The organism is Streptomyces sp. NPDC048590, assembly GCF_043199535.1.
Lineage (GTDB): Bacteria > Actinomycetota > Actinomycetes > Streptomycetales > Streptomycetaceae > Streptomyces.
The window spans coordinates 79,078-97,938 of sequence record NZ_JBICWC010000003.1 but is presented as its reverse complement, the minus strand read 5'-3'; the positions used below and the strand labels follow the sequence as shown (position 1 = coordinate 97,938).

Sequence of the window (18,861 nt, the reverse complement as noted above, 5' to 3'; positions counted from 1 at the left end):
GGCGGCCGGGAGCTCAGCCGAAGATCTCGTAGGTCCGCCGGTAGAGCGCGTCGGTGTGCTCGCGTACGTCCCGGTACACCGGCTCCAGGCGCCGGTACACCTGGTGGCCCTCGTGATCGGGCAGGAAGACCTCGCCGGGGCGGACCATGGCGTCGACGGCCTCGTCGAAGCCCGGGTACACACCCAGCCCCACGGCCGCGCAGATCGCCGAGCCCAGTCCGGCCGCGCTCGACGCCTCGGCACGACGGGCCGGCACACCGTACACGTCGGCGTGGATCCGCATCATCAGATCGGACCGTGAGCCGCCGCCGGAGACGATCACCTCCGTGTACTCGGTGCCGAGTTCGCCCGCCATCAGGTCCGCCGCGCCGTGGACGGTCATGGCGAGCGCCTCCAGGACGGAGCGGTAGATGTGGGAACGGCCGTGGCGGCCGTCGAACCCCAGCAGCGTCCCCTTGCGGTAGGGGGCGTCGCCGGGTGCGAGCCAGTCCAGGACCGTCATGAGGCCGTCGGAGCCGGCCGGCACCCTGGACGCCTCGGCGTTGAGGTGGTCCTCGATGCTCAGCCCCGCCTCGCGGGCGGCCTTCGCCGCCTCCTCGCCGAGCAGGTCGCGGTACCAGCTGACGGTCCACATGCCCCGGCGGACACCGCCCGACTCGTAAAGGTACGCGTGCGGCGCGCAGGCGTAGTTCGTCCAGAAGCCCTCGGCGTCCGCGATGTTGCGCGGCCCCGTCGCCATGCCGGCGACGTACGTCCCCAGGGACACCAGGAGCGAGTCCGGCGCGCGCAGGCCGCAGCCCAGGGCCTCCACCGCCTTGTCGTTGGCGGTCGCGACCACCGGGAGGCCGGCCGGGATGCCCGTGTGGAGGGCCGCGGCCCGGGTGACCTCGCCCAGCACCTCGCCGGGCAGCACCAGTTCGAACAGCATCTCTCGGGGGATCCCGGACGCGGCGAGGACCGGCTCCTCCTCGCTCCACCGCCAGGTGTCCGGGTCCAGGGGCCACATTCCGGCGTAGTTGGCCGCGGTGTCCCGGAACTCGCCCGTCATCCGGTGGCTGATGTAGCCCGAGGACGTCGTGACGTACGCAGCCTCGGGATCGGTGTGCGCGTAGGGCAGCCCGACCCGCTCGTCCATCCAGCTCATGACGGGCTGGGCCAGTGAGCCGTCCGCCTTCAGGACGGCACGGCAGAAGCGGATCGTGCACAGCCCCACACCCATGATGTCGGCCGGATCACCGCCGAATCCGGCCAGAGCGGCCCGGCTCGCCTCACCGATGGAGACCCACAGGTCGTCGTCGGGATGCTCCACCACGCCCGGACGGGGAGTGTCGTACGGGCGCAGCGCGGCGCGTCCCTCGCTGACGGCGCGGCCGCGGTCGTCGAAGACGGTCACCTTGGACGACTGGGAACCGTTGTCGATGCCGATGAAGTAGCGGGGACGCGTGCTGGTCATGCCCACTCCGGGGGACTCGTGGGGGACGGGGAGGAGGAAGGAGCCGTGGCCCCGGGCGTACCGCCCGGGGCCACGCGGCGAGGGGCGGCCTCAGGCGTCGATCGGGAAGATCGTGCCCTTGTTCATGATCCCGTTCGGGTCGAACGCCTTCTTCAGCCGGGCGAGGATCTCGTAGGCGCTGCCGTGCTCCTGGGTGGTCCACGGCGCGCGGTACTTGCCGATGCCGTGGTGGTGGACCATGGACCCGCCCACCTTCAAGGCCTCCTCGACGATGATCGCGTTGAGCGGGATGTGGTACTTCCCGATCTCCTCGCGCGGCTCGCAGTTGATCCTGTAGTCGTAGACGAAGTACAGATTCGTGCCGGTCTGGTAGCTGTGCGAGGAGTGGGCCCCGAGCATCACCAGGTCGTCGGCGTCCGGGAACTCCGAGCGGATGCGGCCGATCACGTTCTCGTACAGCTCGACGGTGTGAGACCAGTCGACGGACACCTCCGTGGTGTAGCCGAGTTCGGCCTTGGCGAGCATGACCTGCTTCTCGGCCTCGATCTTGTCGGTGCCCCAGTTGAGGTTGTCGAACCAGTTCTCGATGAGCTTCGGGTCGACCTTCTCGTGCGCGTACTGCTCGATCACGCGCTCGATCTCCTCGCTCGTGGCGCGCACCAGGCCCTTGGGACCCTCCGCCACGAACACGACGACGACCTTGTCCTTGTAGAAGTGGGCGAAGTGCTGGCGGGCGTCCTCGGGGGAGTAGACGCGGACCACCGACGGCTTGAAGCCGTTGGTGACGACCTCGCGGATCACCTTGATGCCGGTGGCCATGTCGTCGACCAGGAAGCCGTGGAACTCGTTGTTCTCCGGCTGGTACTTGAAGACCTTGACGGTCACCTCGGTGATGTAGCAGAGGGCGCCTTCGTTGCCGATGACGATGTGCCGGATGTCCGGGCCCGCGGAGCGGCGCGGGACGTTCTTGATACGCGTGACCGTGCCGTCGGGGAAGACCGCCTCCAGGCCGACGACCATGTCCTCGACGGCCCCGTACAGGGTGGAGAACTGGCCGATGGAGCGGGTGGAGACCAGGCCGCCGTACTGCGCGAGCGGCTTCGACTGCGGGGAGTGCCCGGTGGTCAGCCCCTGCTCGCGCAGCTTGTCCTCCAGAACCTGGAGCGGCACCCCGCACTGGACCGTGACCTGCATGTTCTCCACGTCGACCGAGATGATCTCGTCGAGTGACGAGCCGTCGAGCACGATCGTGTCCTCGACCGCGGTCTCCAGGCCGCCCTCGGTGCCGGTGCGGCCGGTGCGGGCCACCACGTTGATCCTGTTCTCGTCGGCGAAGGCCAGGACCCGTGACACGTCCTGGGTGGAGCGGGCGTTCACGATCGCGGCCGGGATCGGGCCGTCGAAGATGCCGTGCACCGACTGGTACTTCTTGAACCGGTCGACGCTCGCGAGCTTCAGCTGCTCCTCGTCGGTGACGATCTGCTCGGGGGTGAGCAGGGTGGTCAGACGGGCGACGATGTCGTCGCGGGTGAGTGCGGAGAGCGACTGGGTCATGGTGATCTACCTCGTTGTTCCGGTGTGGGGGGGAGGGCGGGCTGTGGGGTGTGGGCGGCGCGGTCGTCAGCGGACCAGATAGCCCCCGTCGACGGGCAGGACATGGCCGTTGACGTAGTCCGAGGCGCGGGAGGCGAGGAAGACCGTGGCTCCCATGAGGTCGGCGACGTCGCCCCAGCGGCCCGCGGGGATGTGCTCCAGCACGCGCCGGTTGGCCTCGGGGTCGGAGCGCGTCTCCTCGGTGATCCGGGTGGCGAAGTAGCCGGGGGCGATCGCGTTCACCTGGATGTTGTGCTGCGCGAGTTCGTCGCAGTACGCCTTGGTGAAGCCCGCGATGCCGTGCTTGGTGGCCGCGTAGGCGGGCGACCACTGTCCGCCGAGGAACGAGAACATCGACGCGATGTTGATGATCTTGCCTGAGCGCTGCGGGACCATGAAGCGGATCGCCTCATGGCTCAGTTCGAAGGGGGCGGTGAGGTTCACGCTCACCATCGGGTCCCACTGGCTCCGGTCGAACGCCTCCACGTCGGCGATGTTGCAGATGCCGGCGGAGTTCACCAGGATGTCGACCGATCCGAAGGCGTCCGCACAGCCCTCGATGATCCTCCTGGGGACACCGGGCCGGGTGAGATCCGCTTCCAGGAACTCCATGCGGCGCCCCTCGGCCTCGATGAGCTTCCGCGTCGTGCCGTCGTCGGCGGCGACCGAGGGCACGAAGACGTTCGCCCCGGCCTTGGCGAGAGCGAGGGAGAAGGCCTGTCCGAGGCCGGTGTTGCCGCCGGTGACGATGGCGTTCCTGCCGTCGAGCGAGAAGAAGTCCCGGTTGAACTCGGTGATCTCCATCGGGATTTCACCCTTTCCTGGTGCGGTGCGGTGCGGTGCGGTGCGGTGCGGTGCGGTTTCGGCTGTGGTGCAAGGTGGGTTCAGGCGGCCAGCGGGGCCGCCTCGGCGCCTGCGGGGGCGACGCGCGCGGCCAGTTCACGGCGCCTGGTGCGGTCGGTGAGCGTGGTCAGCCCCAGCCCGAGCAGTGCCACGGCGAGCAGGAAGACGAAGAGCGCGGTGTAGCCGCCGCCCTGTTCGGGCACCGCGGGGGTCGCCGAGGGGTCGCCGATCCACCAGGCGCTCAGGGTGGGAAGGAAGGCGTCGGGGAGGTAGGCGATTCCGGAGGCGAGGCCGATGACGCCGCCGCGCTCGTCCGGGTGGATCCCGGCCTCCCCTACCTGTGCCCAGTAGACGCCGCGGCTGGCGAACACCAGCAGGCAGAGCGCGAACATGAGGGCGAGGGCGACCCACTTGAAGGCGGAGTCGCGAGGCAGGACCAGGAACGACAGGGCGATCAGCGCGCAGCCGGCGAACATCCAGCGCAGGAAGCGGGGCGTCGAACGGGTGACCTTGTCCACGACGACACCACCCGCGGGTCCCGCCACGAACTGGAAGACATAGGTGCGGACGACCCCGATGACTCCGACGAGCGCGGCGGCCATGCCGTAGCGGTGCTCCAGGAGCGGCGAGAAGTAGCCGAGCGTGGTGTAGAAGCAGTACATCAGCATGACCGTGCCGCCGATCAGCCACGTGTACCTGTTGCGCGCGGCGCGCCAGAGCTGCCGCAGGGTCACGGTGCTGGAGCCGAGGCCGGCCAGTCGCCGGCCGTCGCCCTTGACGAACAGCCACACGAGCGCGGCGTAGACGAAGCACAGGATGCCGTAGAGCCGGATCAGCCAGAGCACACCCGCCGCCTCGGCAACACTGGCCGCGACGACGGCCGTACCCACGAAGCCGACGACCGTCGACGTGACACCGCGCACACCCTCCAGGAAACCGAACAGGCGGCCCTGTTCCGATGAATCGCCCAGCATTCCGATCGCTTTCACCAGGGCGGACCAGTACAGGCCCATTCCGGCGACGGCCATGACCACGTGCGCGGCGAGGATTCCCCAGTACCCGGGAACTGTCCCGAGATAGAGATCGGCGATTCCGGTGGCGGCGAGTGCGGTCACGATGAGGGTCTTCGGGGAGAGCCGGTCGGCGAACCAGCCGCCGAAGAAATACATCACCATGGCGACGATGCCGAAGACCGAGATGATGTTGGCGTAGTCCTGGGAGGAGAGGTCGAGAGCCCGAGCCGTGGGCCCCAGGAAGACGAACCGAATGTACGCGACCTGATAGATGACCCCGCAGGTCATCGACAGGATCAGGAAGCTGACCCACTTCTGGGACTTGGTCACGGCGCTCACCACCTCGTTGTGGAAATGCAGGACAGGGATGTGCCCGGAAAAGGGCACAAAAAAAGAACAGCAACTCTCCCCGAGGGGAAGGAGTTACTGTTCTCTGGTCTCTAGTAACTGCTCCGGTACGACGGCGCGGTGGCCGTGCCCGAAAGCCGGTATGTGATTTTTTCCAAGCGTGCCGCAGTGCCTGTGTCGGCCTGCTCGGCAAAAGTAAATCGGGGGTGTCTTCGATGTCAACCCCCGGTTTTCACATCGCCCAGACCTCGTGGTTCGAGGACGCGATCGCGCTGGCACCCGCCTTCAGGGCCGCGAACACGTCGTCCCGGTCGCAGACCAGGCCGCCCGCGATGAGCGGAACGTCGATGTCCGCGACGACCCAGGAGATGACTCGCGGCATGCAGCCCGGCAGGATCTCCACGCAGTCCGCCTTGGACATGCGGACCTGCGGGGCCAGGTTGCGGTAGGACATCGAGTCGATGAGGAAGAACCGGTGCACCGCGTAGAGCCCGAGCTCCCGTGCCGCGCGGACCATGAACGCCTTCGAGCTGAGGATCCCGTCCGCGGCCGTCCGCTCCTTGACGTACCGGACGACGATCTCCTTCCCCGCGAAGCCTTCGAGCAGGTCCACGTTGACCAGCACGATCCGGCCGTCGTCCTTGAGTCTCTGCACGATCGCCGGCAGGTCGAGGACGGTCCCGTGGAGCAGGAAGACGATGCGGCAGTCGGAGCGCAGCACGGCGTCGAGGTCCCCCGCGTCCTTGACGCTGGCGACGACCGGGTGCTCCTCCAGGAGTGAGGGCAGGGGCTTGGTGTCCAAGGGGGATCTCCTGGGTGCGGCTGAGCGGGAACACCCTCAGGGTACGGCCGTGACCTGGGACCCGGACATCCGGACGGGCGGACCGGGGGCGCCCCGTCCGTCCGTCGCTTCCCCCGCGTGTGCGGGGCGACGGCAGCCCCGGACCCCACTTTTTGAACGTGTTCATGATGGGCGTACGCTGCGGGGCATGAGCGAGCGAGCCCTCTTGCGGCGCATACGCGTGTGGTTGGTCGTCTTCATCGTCTGTCTGGTGCTCAGCGGTCTGACAGCCTTCCCGCTGGTCACCGAACTCCACTGGACGGAGGACCTGTTGCGCTCCTCCGTCTCTCCCGTCCCCGAACACGTCCCGGGCCTGCTGGACTGGATCACGAGGGTCCGCACCGGCCTCGACGAGGCGGACTCGGCCTATCCCTTCCTGCTGTACGGCACCGACTGGCTGGCCTTCGCGCACCTCGTGATCGCGGTCGCCTTCTACGGGCCCTACCGCGACCCGGTCCGCAACATCTGGGTCGTCGAGTTCGGCATGATCGCCTGCGCCGGGATCATCCCGCTCGCCCTGATCTGCGGACCGATCCGGGACATCCCCTTCTGGTGGAGCGTGATCGACATGTCCTTCGGCCTCTTCGGAATCGTCCCGCTGCTGATCGTGCGGCGCATGATCAAGCGGCTCGAGGCTGCGGCCCCCGTCGCCGTGTGAGGCGGCACCGAGCCGGAGGCCGTCAGGCCTTCCGGCCCACCGCCGCGAACTGTGCGACCTCGGGTGCCCGGCCGAAGGGGACGGCGCGCCAGCGCGAGCAGGAGACGATGCCGGGTTCGAGGACGGTCAGGCCGTCGAGGAACGAGGCGAACTCCGCGCGGCTGCGGGCGGTGATCGGCGGGGTCGCGTTCTCGTTCCAGAAGCGCATCGCGGCCTCGTTGCCCTCGCCGCCCAGTTCCAGCGTGGGGTGGGTGAGCACCAGATGGCTGCCCGGCGGCAGCGCGTCCATCAGCGTGCTGACTACGGACCGGGCCTCGTCCGTGTCCAGGACGAAGTTGAGGATGCCCAGCATCATCACCGCGACCGGTTGCCCCAGGTCCAGGGTCCGCCCGGCCGCCCGGAGGATCGTCTCGGGGTCACGGGCGTCCGCTTCCACGTACTCGGTGGCGCCCTCCGGGGTGCTGGTGAGCAGGGAACGGGAGTGGGCCAGAACGATCGGGTCGTTGTCGACGTAGACGACCCGGGCGTCAGGCGCGGTGTGCTGGGCGACCTCGTGGGTGTTGTCGGCGGTCGGCAGGCCGGTGCCTATGTCCAGGAACTGGCTGACCCCCGCGTCACCGGCCAGATGGCGAACCACCCGCCCCAGGAAGGCCCGGTCGGCCCGGGCCACCTCCCCGATGCTCGGATACATGCCGGTCACCCGGTCACCCACCGCGCGGTCGACGGGGTAGTGGTCGCCGCCGCCCAGCCAGTAGTTCCACACCCGGGCGTTGTGGGCGATGTCCGCGCGGACGCGGGTGGATGCCGGACGGTGGCCTGACTCGGGCACATCTGCTCCTGGGGTCACGGAGGTTACGGACCCGCCCATGATGCCGGACCGGTCAAACACCCTTCCGTGGAGCCGACTTCGCGAGCTGGGCGCGCAGCATGTCGATCCGGTTGGTGGTGATCGAGTCGACACCGTACGAGAGCAGCCGGCGCATCGTGCGCCGGGTGTCCGCCGTCCAGGCGGAGACCAGCAGGCCGTCGGAGTGGACGCGGTCCGCCAGCGCGCGGCTCAGCAGGCCGAACCGGTAGTTGAGCCAGCGAGGCCGCACCGCTTCGAGGAGCACGGGACGCGGTGGCGCGAGCGTGGTCCAGGTCAGGGCGATCTCGGCGGACGGATCGGCCGCACGCACCCGCAGCATCGCATGGGTGTCGGCGCAGTAGTACGCGCGCTCCTGGGCGCCGCACTCACGCACGGTTCCGACGACCTCCCGCACGGTGGACTCGGTCGCACCGGGCAGATCGATCATGACCCGTCGGTCCCCGGTGGCGGACAGGGCTTCGCGCAGGGTGGGGACCCCGCCGCCGGTCCTCCCCGTCAGCTCCTTGTGGTCCAGCCGGTCGAGACGCACGTCCTGGCCCCACAGCCGTTCGAGCGTGGAGTCGTGCAGCAGCACGGGGACCCGGTCACGGGTCGCCCGTACATCGATCTCGACCGCGTCCGCCCCCTGTTCCACTGCGGACAGGATCGAGGGCAGCGTGTTCTCACGGGCACGGTAGGGATCGCCGCGGTGCGCCACGGCGGTGACGGTGGTGGTCATGGGGCCATTGTGACCGCCGGGACTCACCGGCCCGGCGTCCGGAGCCAGTTCGCCGTGTACGTGTCGATCTCGTCGGCCAGGGTCCGCTTGCCGGCGGGGTCGAGGAACGAGGCCTCGACCGCGTTCTTCGCCAGCGAGGCCAGACCCCGCTCGTCCAGACCGAGGAGCCGGGCCGCGACCGCGTACTCGTTGTTGAGGTCGGTGCCGAACATCGGCGGATCGTCGCTGTTGACCGTGACGAGGACGCCGGCCTCGGCCATCTCCCTGATCGGGTGCAGGTCGAGATCGGCGACCGCCCGGGTGGCGATGTTCGAGGTCGGGCAGACCTCCAGGGCGATACGGTGCTCCGCGAGATGCGCGAGCAGCTCCGGGTCCTGGACGGAGCTCGTCCCGTGGCCGATGCGCTCGGCCCGCAGGGAGGTGAGCGCGTCCCACACGGTCCGCGGTCCGGTGGTCTCCCCGGCGTGCGGCACGGAGTGCAGCCCCTCGGCGATCGCCCGGTCGAAGTAGGGCTTGAACTGCGGGCGGTCCACACCGACCTCGGGACCGCCCAGGCCGAAGGAGACGAGCCCCTCGGGCCGCAGGTCCACGGCCAGCCGTGTCGTCTCCTCGGCGGCTTCCAGGCCGGCCTCGCCCGGGATGTCGAAGCACCAGCGCAGGACGGTACCGAGCTCCGCCTCGGCCGCCTTGCGCGCGTCCTCGATCGCCTCCATGAAGCCCTGCTCCGGGATGCCCCGGCGGGTCGAGCTGAAGGGGGTGACGGTCAGTTCCGCGTACCGGATGTTCTGCCTCGCCATGTCACGGGCGACCTCGAAGGTCAGCAGTCGCACGTCCTCGGGGGTGCGGACCAGATCCACGACGGAGAGGTAGACCTCGATGAAGTGCCCGAAGTCGGTGAAGGTGAAGAAGTCCTTCAGCGCCTCCGGATCCTTGGGAACCTTTGAGTCGGGGTGGCGGGCGGCCAGTTCGGCCACGATGCGCGGGGATGCGGACCCGACGTGGTGGACATGGAGCTCGGCCTTGGGCAGGCCGGCGATGAAGGGGCGCAGATCGCTCATCGGATACTCCCGGATTCTCTGTTCTGGGCCGGGTGGGCCGACCGTACCGATCATCGTATGCGGGGCTCGGCTCACGGAGGGCGGGCCGTAGCATGGCGGGACCACGATGGGGGAGGCCCATGTCAGACAACACACAGCAGCCGGGGGGCGAGGGCGCGCCGCGCGACCCGTGGGCGCCACCGGACAGCAGGGTCGAGCTGGGCAAGCAGCCCGCGGACGCTCCGCCGCCCGCGGTGCACGACCAGCAGACGGTCACATCGATGCCGAGTGCCGACGGTGCCACCGGCCCCGCCGGGGCCTTCGGACCGGTGCCCGCGCCCCCGGTAGGGCCGAACGGGCCGGGGGACTCCGGCCAGTACGGCTACCCCGGTGCTCCCGCCTCGGCCGCGTACGGCTACCCGGCGGCACCTGCCGCGCCCTCCGCGGGCTACGGCTACCCCGGCTATCCCGGATACGCCGGTCAGCAGCCCTGGGGCCCCGCGCCCGCGAACGGGCTGGGGATCGCGGCCATGGTCCTCGGGATCATCGCGGTCGTGGGCTTCTGCATGTGGGGCCTCGGCATCATCCTGGGCATCCTCGCCCTGATCTTCGGCATAATCGGCCGCGGCCGGGCCAAGCGTGGCGAAGCGACCAACGGGGGCATGGCACTCGCGGGGATCATCCTCGGGTCCGTGTCGATCGTCATCGGCGCGGTCTTCCTCGGATTCCTGATCTGGGCCGTCGCCAACGACGACTCCTCCGGTCGCTACAGCGACTACGACCCCTACGCCACGTCGCTGGTGGTCGACTCCGCCCGCTGAGCCCGCCGGGTGGTGAGGCCGCGGCGGGGTCCCGCCCCGTCGCGGCCGCGCTCCGTCACTCCCCGCTCAGCCTCGTCCGCGCCTCCATGAGCGCGAAGCCCAGCAGATTCAGCCCGCGCCAGGAAGCGGGGTCCCCGGTGCGCGGATCGTCCTTCGCCAGGCCGATGCCCCATATACGGTCCACCGGGCTGGCCTCGACGAGCACGCGGTCCCCCGTGCCCAGCAGATACGACCGCAGCGCGGAGTCCTGGCCGAACTTGTGGATACTGCCCGCGACGACCAGGGCGAACCGCTCCCGCTCCCAGACGGCGTCGTCGAACCCCTTCACCAGACGTCCCGCCTTCTTCGCCTCGGCGGGGGTGCGTGCCGTGAGGGCGAGCGTTTCCGCCCCGGCGTCCTTGAAGAGCCGCGCCTTGCCCGCCATCATCCAGTGCTCGGCCGAGGCGTAGGCCACCGCGTCCACGGTGAAGGGGGAAGGCCACCACTGGCTCAGGCAGCTCTCCGCGAGCCTGCCGTCCGGCCGGGGCCGGTGTCCCCAGAACGGCAGGTACTTCACACGTTCACCGCGCGCCGTGCGCGCCAGCAGCCCGTCCATGTGTTCCTGTCCCATGGCAGCCGAGTCTGGCATCCGCCACGGACAGCGAGTCCTGGTATTTCCTTGTTCACGCGACACATCGTCGACAGATTCCGTTGCGTAACCAAAAGGAAACAACGGAATCACTTGTTGGTGGAGGGTGCCTCTGCCAGGATCGGCACTCAATTCGTGAAGAAACTACGCCGCCCCAGATCGGGGGCAGGCGGAGGAGAGCGTCATGGGCAACGAATTCCAGGTGCGGGAACGCTTCGCCGCGGGTGCGCAGTACATCGGTGGACAGCTGCGCCGCGGCACATCGGGACGCGACCAGGAGGTGGTGAACCCGGCGACGGGTGAGACGGTCCTGCGTTACGAGCTGGCGAGCACCGACGACGTCGACGCCGCCGTGGCCGCGGCCCGCGAGGCGTTCCCCGGCTGGTCCGGGCTGAGCCCCGCCGAACGCTCCGACGCGCTCCACCGCTTCGCCGCCGTACTCGCGGACCAGGCCGAGGACTTCGCCCACGCCGAGTCGCTGCAGTGCGGCAAGCCCCTCAAGCTGTCCACCGAGTTCGACGTGCCCGGCACGGTGGACAACGCCGCCTTCTTCGCCGGCGCCGCCCGGCACCTGGAGGGCAGGTCGGCCGGCGAGTACAGCGGGGACCACACCTCCTACGTGCGCCGCGAGCCCATCGGGGTCGTCGGCTCCATCGCCCCCTGGAACTACCCGCTCCAGATGGCGGCCTGGAAGATCCTCCCGGCCGTGGCGGCCGGTAACACCATCGTGCTCAAGCCCGCCGAGATCACCCCGCTGACCTCCCTGATGTTCGCGCAGGCCGCGACGGAGGCCGGCATCCCCGACGGTGTGATCAACATCGTCTCCGGGGCCGGCAGGGACGCGGGAGAGCACCTCGTGGGCCACCCGGACGTCGTGATGACCTCCTTCACAGGGTCCACCGCCGTGGGCAAGAGGGTCGCCGAGATCGCCACGTCCACCGTGAAGCGACTGCACCTCGAACTGGGCGGCAAGGCACCCTTCCTCGTCTTCGACGACGCCGATCTCGACGCCGCGGTGAACGGGGCGGTCGCCGCCTCCCTCATCAACACCGGGCAGGACTGCACGGCCGCCACCCGCGCCTATGTCCAGCGGCCGCTGTACGACGCGTTCGTCGAGGGCGTCGCCGGGCTGATGGAGAGCGTCCGCCTCGGTGACCCCTTCGACCCGTCGACCGACCTCGGCCCGCTGATCAGCCACCAGCAGCGTGACCGGGTGGCCGGCTTCGTCGAGCGGGCCCGTGCCTACGCCACGGTCGTCACCGGCGGTGAGGCGCCCGGCGGTGAGCTCGCCGAGGGCGCGTACTACCGGCCGACGCTCATCGCCGGCGCCTCCCAGGACAGCGAGGTCGTCTGCTCGGAGATCTTCGGCCCCGTGCTCGTGGTGCTGCCCTTCGACACCGACGACGAGGGGATCGCCCTCGCCAACGACACCCCGTACGGTCTCGCCGCGTCGGCCTGGAGCCGCGACCTGTACCGGGCCAACCGCGCCACCCGCGAGATCGCGGCGGGCTGTGTGTGGATCAACGACCACATCCCGATCATCAGCGAGATGCCGCACGGCGGCTACAAGGCGAGCGGGTTCGGCAAGGACATGTCGTCGTACTCCTTCGAGGAGTACACACAGGTCAAGCACGTCATGTACGACAACACCGCGGTGGCCAGGAAGGACTGGCACCGCACCGTCTTCGGGGACCGATAGAAAGGGGCCGCCGTCCGGCGGCCCCTCCCACCCGGAAGGGCAACGCGTATGGAGCAGTACGAGCCCGAGCGCCTCTCCGCGCCCCAGCTCTCCGCCATGAGGCGGAGTCTCACCAGCGGCAGGGGCGCCCTCACCCGCCGTTCGCTTCTGAGGGCGTCCGCCACGGGTGCACTCGCGCTCGGCGGCCTCGGCACGCTCAGCGCCTGCGGAATCCCGCCCGCGGCGAGCGAGGGGGACGCGGCGGCGTCCGACGACCACTCCAAGACGGAGAAGCGGATCAACTTCTCCAACTGGACCGAGTACATGGACGTCAGCGACGACGAGAAGAGCCGTCCGACGCTGGCCGCCTTCACGAAACGCACCGGGATCACGGTCAAGTACACCGAGGACATCAACGACAACGTCGAGTTCTTCGGGAAGATAAAGCCGCAGCTCGCGGCGGGCCAGGACACCGGGCGCGATCTCATCATCGTGACCGACTGGCTCGCCGCCCGCATCATCCGGCTCGGCTGGGCGCAACGGCTCGACCCGGCCAACCTGCCGCACGCCTTCGCGAACCTGTCGTCCCAGTTCCGTACTCCCGACTGGGACCCCGGGCGCGCGTACTCCTATCCCTGGACGGGCATCCCGACCGTCATCGCCTACAACCAGAAGGCGACCGGTGGCCGGAAGGTCGACTCCGTCACCCAGCTGCTCGACGACCCGAAGCTCAAGGGGAAGGTCTCCTTCCTCTCGGAGATGCGCGACTCGGTCGGCATGACGCTCCTGGACATGGGCAAGGACCCGGGCTCCTTCACGGACGCCGACTACGACGAGGCGATCGGCCGGCTCCAGAAGGGCGTCGACAGGAAGCAGATACGCCGCTTCACCGGGAACGACTACACCGCGGACCTCAGCAAGGGCGACATAGCGGCGTGCGTGGCCTGGGCCGGCGACATCATCCAGCTCCAGGCCGACAACCCGGACATCAAGTTCACGATCCCGGCCGCCGGTTACATCACCTCCAGCGACAACATGCTGGTCCCGGCCCGGGCCAGGCACAAGACCAACGCCGAGAAGCTCATGGACTACTACTACGAGCCCCCGGTGGCGGCCCAGCTCGCCGCGTACATCAACTACGTCTGTCCGGTGGACGGGGTCCGCGAGGAGCTCGCGAAGATCGACAAGGCGATGGCGTCCAACACGCTGATCCTCCCCGACAAGGAGATGGCCGCGAAGTCGCGGTCCTTCCGCTCGCTCAGCCCCGAGGAAGAGACGGCGTACGAGGAGAAGTTCGCCAAGCTCATCGGCGCCTGACCGGCCAGACCTCCCGATCTCCCCCGACACCACTGGGACCGCGACCCATGACACAGCAGCAGACGGCGGGCGGCGACGTCCGCCTCACCGGGATCAGCAAGACGTACGGCTCCTTCACCGCCGTGCACCCCCTCGACCTGACCGTGCCGCAGGGCTCCTTCTTCGCCCTGCTCGGCGCGTCCGGCTGCGGCAAGACCACCACCCTGCGGATGATCGCGGGGCTGGAGGAGGCCACGACCGGCACGGTGTGGCTGGGCGACCGCGACATCACGGACCTGCCCCCGTACAAGCGGCCGGTCAACACCGTCTTCCAGAGCTACGCGCTCTTCCCTCACCTCGACGTCAGCGAGAACGTCGCCTTCGGGCTGCGCCGCCGCGGCATCAAGTCGGTGAAGAAGCAGGTCGACGAGATGCTGGAGCTCGTCCAGCTCGGCGACTTCGCCCACCGCAAGCCCCACCAGCTCTCCGGCGGCCAGCAGCAGCGCGTGGCCGTGGCACGCGCGCTCATCAACCACCCGCAGGTCCTGCTGCTCGACGAGCCGCTCGGCGCGCTCGACCTCAAGCTGCGGCGCCAGATGCAGCTCGAACTGAAGCGGATCCAGACCGAGGTCGGCATCACCTTCGTCCACGTCACCCACGACCAGGAGGAGGCCATGACCATGGCCGACACCGTCGCGGTGATGAACGGCGGCCGGGTCGAGCAGCTCGGCGCCCCCGCGGACCTCTACGAGAACCCGCGCACCACCTTCGTCGCCAACTTCCTCGGCACCTCCAACCTCATCGGCGGCGAGATCGTCTCCACCGGCACGGACGTCGTGGTCGCGGCGGGCGGCGGCAAGCTCACCCTGCCGAGCGAGCGCTGTCAGGCTCCCCTCACGTCCGGCGGGCGCCTCCTCCTCGGGGTGAGGCCCGAGAAGATATCGCTGGCCCACAGCGACGACGCCGACGCGATAGCCGCCGGCCGCAACCGGGTCACCGGCCGGATCGTCGACTCCAGCTTCATCGGAGTCTCGACCCAGTACGTGGTGGAGAGCCCGGCGGGAAAGGCCCTCCAGGTGTACGAGCAGAACGTCGACCGGCGCGAGGGACTCCGCCCCGGCTCCGAGGTCGTCCTGCACTGGGACCCGGCCCACACCTTCGGACTCGACGCCGACCAGGACATCGACGCGGGTGCGGCGAGCGTGGAGGACGCGGCGTGAGCCTCACCGAGGCGCCTCCCGCGCCGCCCGCCGGATCCGGGGACCCTGTGCTCCGCAAGCCCTCCACCCGCAAGCGTCTCGTGCCCTACTGGCTGCTGCTCCCCGGCATCCTGTGGCTGGTCGTCTTCTTCGCGCTGCCGCTCGTCTACCAGGCATCGACCTCGGTGCAGACCGGCTCGCTGGAGAAGGGCTTCGAGGTCACCTGGCACTTCCAGACGTACGCCGACGCCCTGCGCGACTACTACCCGCAGTTCATCCGGTCCCTGCTGTACGCGGGCACCGCGACGATCCTCTGCCTGCTGCTCGGGTACCCGCTGGCCTATCTGATCGCCTTCAAGGCGGGGCGCTGGCGCAACCTCGTGCTCGTGCTGGTCATCGCGCCGTTCTTCACCAGCTTCCTGATCCGCACCCTCGCCTGGAAGACGATCCTCGCCGACGGCGGCGCGGTCGTGGGAGCACTGGACACCCTGCACGTCCTGGACGTCACGAGCTGGCTCGGCTGGACGGAGAACAACCGCGTCCTCGCCACCCCGATGGCCGTCGTCTGCGGTCTCACGTACAACTTCCTGCCGTTCATGATCCTGCCGCTGTACACCTCGCTCGACCGGATCGACGGCCGGCTGCACGAGGCCGCGGGCGATCTCTACGCCACCCCGGCCACCACCTTCCGCAAGGTGACGTTCCCGCTCTCCATGCCGGGCGTCGTCTCCGGCACGCTGCTGACCTTCATCCCGGCCAGCGGCGACTACGTCAACGCGGAACTCCTCGGCTCCACCGACACCAAGATGGTCGGCAGCGTCATCCAGAGCCAGTTCCTGCGGGTCCTGGACTATCCGACGGCGGCCGCGCTCTCCTTCATCCTCATGGCGGTCGTCCTGCTCATGGTCACCGTCTACATCCGCCGCTCCGGTACGGAGGACCTGGTCTGATGCCCGTACTCCGATGGATCCGCCGGAACCTGGTCGTGCTCGCGGGCCTGCTGACGCTCGCGTACATGATCCTGCCCAACGTGATCGTGATGGTGTTCTCCTTCAACAAGCCGAAGGGGCGCTTCAACTACGCCTGGCAGGACTTCTCCCTGGACGCCTGGAAGGACCCCTGCGGGGTGGCCGACCTCTGCGGCTCGCTCTCCCTCTCGCTCCAGATCGCGTTCTGGGCGACGCTGGGGGCCACCGCGCTCGGCACGATGATCGCGTTCGCGCTGGTCCGGTACCGGTTCAGGGCGCGGGGCACGGTCAACTCGCTGATCTTCCTCCCGATGGCGATGCCCGAGGTCGTCATGGCGGCCTCGCTGCTGACGCTCTTCCTCAACATGGGCGCCCAGCTCGGATTCTGGACGATTCTGATCGCCCACATCATGTTCTGTCTCAGCTTCGTGGTGACCGCGGTCAAGGCACGCGTCATGTCGATGGACCCGAGGCTCGAGGAGGCCGCCCGCGACCTCTACGCGGGACCCGTCCAGACATTCGTACGGGTGACCCTCCCGATCGCGGCCCCGGGAATCGCCGCCGGGGCGCTCCTCGCCTTCGCGCTCTCCTTCGACGATTTCATCATCACCAATTTCAACGCGGGATCCACGGTGACCTTCCCCATGTTCGTCTGGGGATCGGCCCAGCGTGGAACACCTGTGCAGATCAACGTCATCGGCACGGCCATGTTCGCCATCGCCGTACTGATGGTTCTCGCCGGTCAGCTCGTATCGGGCCGCCGGAAGAGCAATGCGGGAAAATAGCACCAGAAGGAGTTGGAAACCATGGCCCCGGATGCCATGCGTACCGCCGCAGAATCGCTTCGCCACGCACGCCCCGTGTCCTACTGGCTCGACGACCCCGGGAAGCCGCAGGCCCAGCCGGCCCTGACCGGGGACGAGCACTGCGACCTCCTGGTCGTGGGCGGCGGGTACAGCGGACTGTGGACGGCCCTGCTCGCCAAGGAGCGCGACCCCGGCCGCGACGTCGTCCTGATCGAGGGCAACGAGGTGGGCTGGGCGGCCTCGGGCCGCAACGGCGGATTCTGCGCCGCCTCCCTGACCCACGGCCTGTCCAACGGCCTGGAGCGCTGGCCGGACGAGATCGGCACCCTGGAGGAGCTCGGCGCGCGGAACCTCGATGCCATCGAGGAGGCCGTCGCCCGCTACGGCATCGACTGCGAGTTCGAGCGGACCGGTGAGATCGACGTCGCCACCGAGCCCCACCAGCTCCAGGAGCTGCGGGAATGGCACCGTGAGATCCAGGACCTCGGCATCACCGGTGTGGAGTTCCTGGACCGCGACGCCCTGCGCGCCGAGGTCGACTCACCCGTCTTCCTCGGCGGGCTGCTGGACCGGCGCGGTGTCGCGATGCTGCACCCGGCCAAGCTCGCCTGGGGCCTGAAGCGGGTCTGCCTCGAACTCGGTGTCCGGATCCACGAGCACACCCGGGGCCTGGACCTCGTCCGCTCCGGCCCCGGGATGGCGGTCCGTACTCCTTACGGACGGGTCTTCGCCCGTAAGGTCGCGCTCGGGACCAACATCTTCCCCTCGCTGGTCAAGCGGGTCCGTCCCTTCACCGTGCCGGTGTACGACTACGCGCTGATGACCGAGCCGCTCACCCCGGAGCAGCTCGACTCCGTCGGCTGGAAGGGCCGTCAGGGGCTCGGTGACAGCGCCAACCAGTTCCACTACTTCCGGCTCTCCGCGGACAACCGGATCCTGTGGGGCGGATACGACGCCGTCTATCCGTACGGAGGCAGGCTCAGCGCCGATCTGGACCAGCGTCCGGAGACGTTCCTGAAACTCGCGGGGCAGTTCTTCGAGTATTTCCCCCAGCTTTCCGGAGTGCGTTTCACGCATGCCTGGGGCGGCGCGATCGACACGTGTTCCCGGTTCACCGCCTTCTTCGGGACGGCCCATCAGGGGCGCGTCGCGTACGCCGCCGGATATACGGGCCTGGGCGTCGGGTCCACCCGTTTCGGCGCGGACGTGATGCTCGATCTGCTCTCCGGCGAGGAGACGGAGCGGACCCGTCTGGAGATGGTCCGCTCGAAGCCGATGCCCTTCCCGCCGGAGCCGTTCGCCTGGGCCGGGATCGAGCTCACCAAGCGGTCCCTCGCCCGTGCGGACGACAACGGCGGACGGCGCAACCTGTGGCTGAAGACCATGGACAAGCTCGGCCTCGGCTTCGACAGCTGACGCATCCGGAGTGACGTACGTCACTCTCGACGGGTCGCCGGACCCGCGTCATGATCCGGCATCCACGCTCTCTCTCCCGTGTAAGCGCCCGCGGAATCCCGTCGGCGCCCACGGGAGAGGGAGACATGTCATGACTCGCACGGGGGCGAAGGCCGCGATCGCGTGGCTCGCGTCGGTGGCACCGAATCCCGCCGCGTGCAGGGCGGAATGGGAGCGCGATCCCAGGGGGGTCGCGCTCCTTCCCGCGGGCAGGCTCTGGGACGTGCTGATCGTCCCCGGCGGGCTGGGGCATCCGACACTCGATGTGCTCACCCGCCTCGTCAGCCGGCCCGGACCGGTGCTCGCCGGCTTCGGGGAAGCCCGGATGGGCTACTTCGTGCCCCCGGGCACGGCCGCACGCTGGGTCGGTACGGGCATCCGCGGCGTCGGCCGCGGGGCGTGGATCGTCGTCCCCCGGCCGGGCGCCACGGTGGGCGGCGCGCGCTGGATCATCCCGCCCGACGGTTCGGGTGTGCTCACCGACGCCACCCTGCTGGAACTCGCCCTGCACGAGGCGGCGGCCGCGATGCGCGGCGGGCCCGGTGGCGTGCGGTGACGGGCCGCCAGAGGTCTTGACAACCCGATTGGTCTGGACCATCTTGTGCGCGGACGGCTCAAATTCCCCCTGCACGGAGGCT

At 69.2% G+C, this 18,861-nt stretch carries 18 protein-coding genes; 9 read left to right on the top strand and 9 right to left on the bottom strand.

Annotation, left to right across the window (positions count from 1 at the left end; all coding sequences use genetic code 11):
• Positions 1-13 precede the first annotated feature (13 nt).
• The 5 genes from ACGFNN_RS08700 to ACGFNN_RS08680 form a co-directional block, all read right to left on the bottom strand.
• Entirely contained in the window at positions 14-1,453 is a 1,440-nt protein-coding gene (locus ACGFNN_RS08700) for an FGGY-family carbohydrate kinase (protein WP_393554141.1), read from the bottom strand.
• Between the two features lie 90 nt (positions 1,454-1,543).
• The gene (locus ACGFNN_RS08695; protein ID WP_393554139.1) at positions 1,544-3,007 is read right to left on the bottom strand and encodes an FAD-binding oxidoreductase; all 1,464 of its coding nucleotides are present in this window, start codon (positions 3,005-3,007) and stop codon (positions 1,544-1,546) included.
• Between the two features lie 66 nt (positions 3,008-3,073).
• Entirely contained in the window at positions 3,074-3,850 is a 777-nt protein-coding gene (locus ACGFNN_RS08690) for an SDR family NAD(P)-dependent oxidoreductase (protein WP_393554137.1), read from the bottom strand.
• Positions 3,851-3,930: 80 nt separating this feature from the next.
• A complete protein-coding gene (locus ACGFNN_RS08685; protein WP_393554135.1) occupies positions 3,931-5,232 on the bottom strand; it encodes a nitrate/nitrite transporter in 1,302 nt (433 codons plus the stop codon).
• A 250-nt stretch (positions 5,233-5,482) separates the two neighbouring features.
• Entirely contained in the window at positions 5,483-6,052 is a 570-nt protein-coding gene (locus tag ACGFNN_RS08680) for a glycerol-3-phosphate responsive antiterminator (RefSeq protein ID WP_393554133.1), read from the bottom strand.
• 187 nt (positions 6,053-6,239) lie between these two features.
• Here ACGFNN_RS08680 and ACGFNN_RS08675 point away from each other — a divergent pair, with 187 nt between their 5' ends.
• Positions 6,240-6,749 carry a hypothetical protein gene (locus tag ACGFNN_RS08675; RefSeq protein ID WP_393554131.1) on the top strand — a complete coding sequence of 170 codons (510 nt, stop codon included), beginning with the start codon at positions 6,240-6,242 and terminating at the stop codon, positions 6,747-6,749.
• A gap of 22 nt (positions 6,750-6,771) precedes the next feature.
• On the opposite strand, the gene ACGFNN_RS08670 is transcribed toward ACGFNN_RS08675, so the two are convergent.
• The 3 genes from ACGFNN_RS08670 to ACGFNN_RS08660 are packed head-to-tail and all read right to left on the bottom strand — an operon-like array spanning position 6,772 to position 9,393.
• Entirely contained in the window at positions 6,772-7,617 is an 846-nt protein-coding gene (locus ACGFNN_RS08670) for an SAM-dependent methyltransferase (RefSeq protein WP_393554129.1), read from the bottom strand.
• Positions 7,618-7,630: 13 nt separating this feature from the next.
• Positions 7,631-8,335 (bottom strand): glycerophosphodiester phosphodiesterase, encoded by a 705-nt coding sequence (locus ACGFNN_RS08665; protein WP_393554127.1) that lies wholly within the window; start codon positions 8,333-8,335, stop codon positions 7,631-7,633.
• A gap of 23 nt (positions 8,336-8,358) precedes the next feature.
• On the bottom strand, positions 8,359-9,393 hold the full coding sequence (locus ACGFNN_RS08660; protein WP_393554125.1) for an adenosine deaminase: 1,035 nt from the start codon (positions 9,391-9,393) through the stop codon (positions 8,359-8,361).
• Positions 9,394-9,512: 119 nt separating this feature from the next.
• Between ACGFNN_RS08660 and ACGFNN_RS08655 the strand changes: the two genes are divergently transcribed.
• A complete protein-coding gene (locus ACGFNN_RS08655; RefSeq protein WP_393554124.1) occupies positions 9,513-10,193 on the top strand; it encodes a DUF4190 domain-containing protein in 681 nt (226 codons plus the stop codon).
• A 55-nt stretch (positions 10,194-10,248) separates the two neighbouring features.
• Here the strand turns inward: ACGFNN_RS08655 and ACGFNN_RS08650 are convergent, their stop codons facing one another.
• The gene (locus ACGFNN_RS08650) at positions 10,249-10,788 is read right to left on the bottom strand and encodes an NADAR family protein (protein WP_393555081.1); all 540 of its coding nucleotides are present in this window, start codon (positions 10,786-10,788) and stop codon (positions 10,249-10,251) included.
• A 217-nt stretch (positions 10,789-11,005) separates the two neighbouring features.
• Between ACGFNN_RS08650 and ACGFNN_RS08645 the strand changes: the two genes are divergently transcribed.
• From ACGFNN_RS08645 to ACGFNN_RS08615, 7 genes are all read left to right on the top strand, one after another.
• Positions 11,006-12,520: a gamma-aminobutyraldehyde dehydrogenase gene (locus ACGFNN_RS08645; RefSeq protein WP_393554122.1), complete on the top strand. Its 1,515-nt coding sequence runs from the start codon at positions 11,006-11,008 to the stop codon at positions 12,518-12,520.
• 48 nt (positions 12,521-12,568) lie between these two features.
• The gene (locus tag ACGFNN_RS08640) at positions 12,569-13,816 is read left to right on the top strand and encodes a spermidine/putrescine ABC transporter substrate-binding protein (RefSeq protein WP_393554120.1); all 1,248 of its coding nucleotides are present in this window, start codon (positions 12,569-12,571) and stop codon (positions 13,814-13,816) included.
• A gap of 47 nt (positions 13,817-13,863) precedes the next feature.
• Positions 13,864-15,015 carry an ABC transporter ATP-binding protein gene (locus ACGFNN_RS08635; RefSeq protein WP_393554119.1) on the top strand — a complete coding sequence of 384 codons (1,152 nt, stop codon included), beginning with the start codon at positions 13,864-13,866 and terminating at the stop codon, positions 15,013-15,015.
• On the top strand, positions 15,012-15,944 hold the full coding sequence (locus tag ACGFNN_RS08630; protein ID WP_362668386.1) for an ABC transporter permease: 933 nt from the start codon (positions 15,012-15,014) through the stop codon (positions 15,942-15,944). Before ACGFNN_RS08635 ends, ACGFNN_RS08630 begins: the two co-directional genes overlap by 4 nt.
• Positions 15,944-16,747: an ABC transporter permease gene (locus ACGFNN_RS08625; protein ID WP_393554116.1), complete on the top strand. Its 804-nt coding sequence runs from the start codon at positions 15,944-15,946 to the stop codon at positions 16,745-16,747. Before ACGFNN_RS08630 ends, ACGFNN_RS08625 begins: the two co-directional genes overlap by 1 nt.
• A gap of 21 nt (positions 16,748-16,768) precedes the next feature.
• Positions 16,769-18,184, top strand: coding sequence for an NAD(P)/FAD-dependent oxidoreductase (locus tag ACGFNN_RS08620; protein ID WP_393554114.1), 1,416 nt, complete (start codon positions 16,769-16,771; stop codon positions 18,182-18,184).
• Positions 18,185-18,314: 130 nt separating this feature from the next.
• Positions 18,315-18,779 carry a hypothetical protein gene (locus ACGFNN_RS08615; protein ID WP_393554112.1) on the top strand — a complete coding sequence of 155 codons (465 nt, stop codon included), beginning with the start codon at positions 18,315-18,317 and terminating at the stop codon, positions 18,777-18,779.
• The last annotated feature ends 82 nt before the right edge of the window (positions 18,780-18,861 follow it).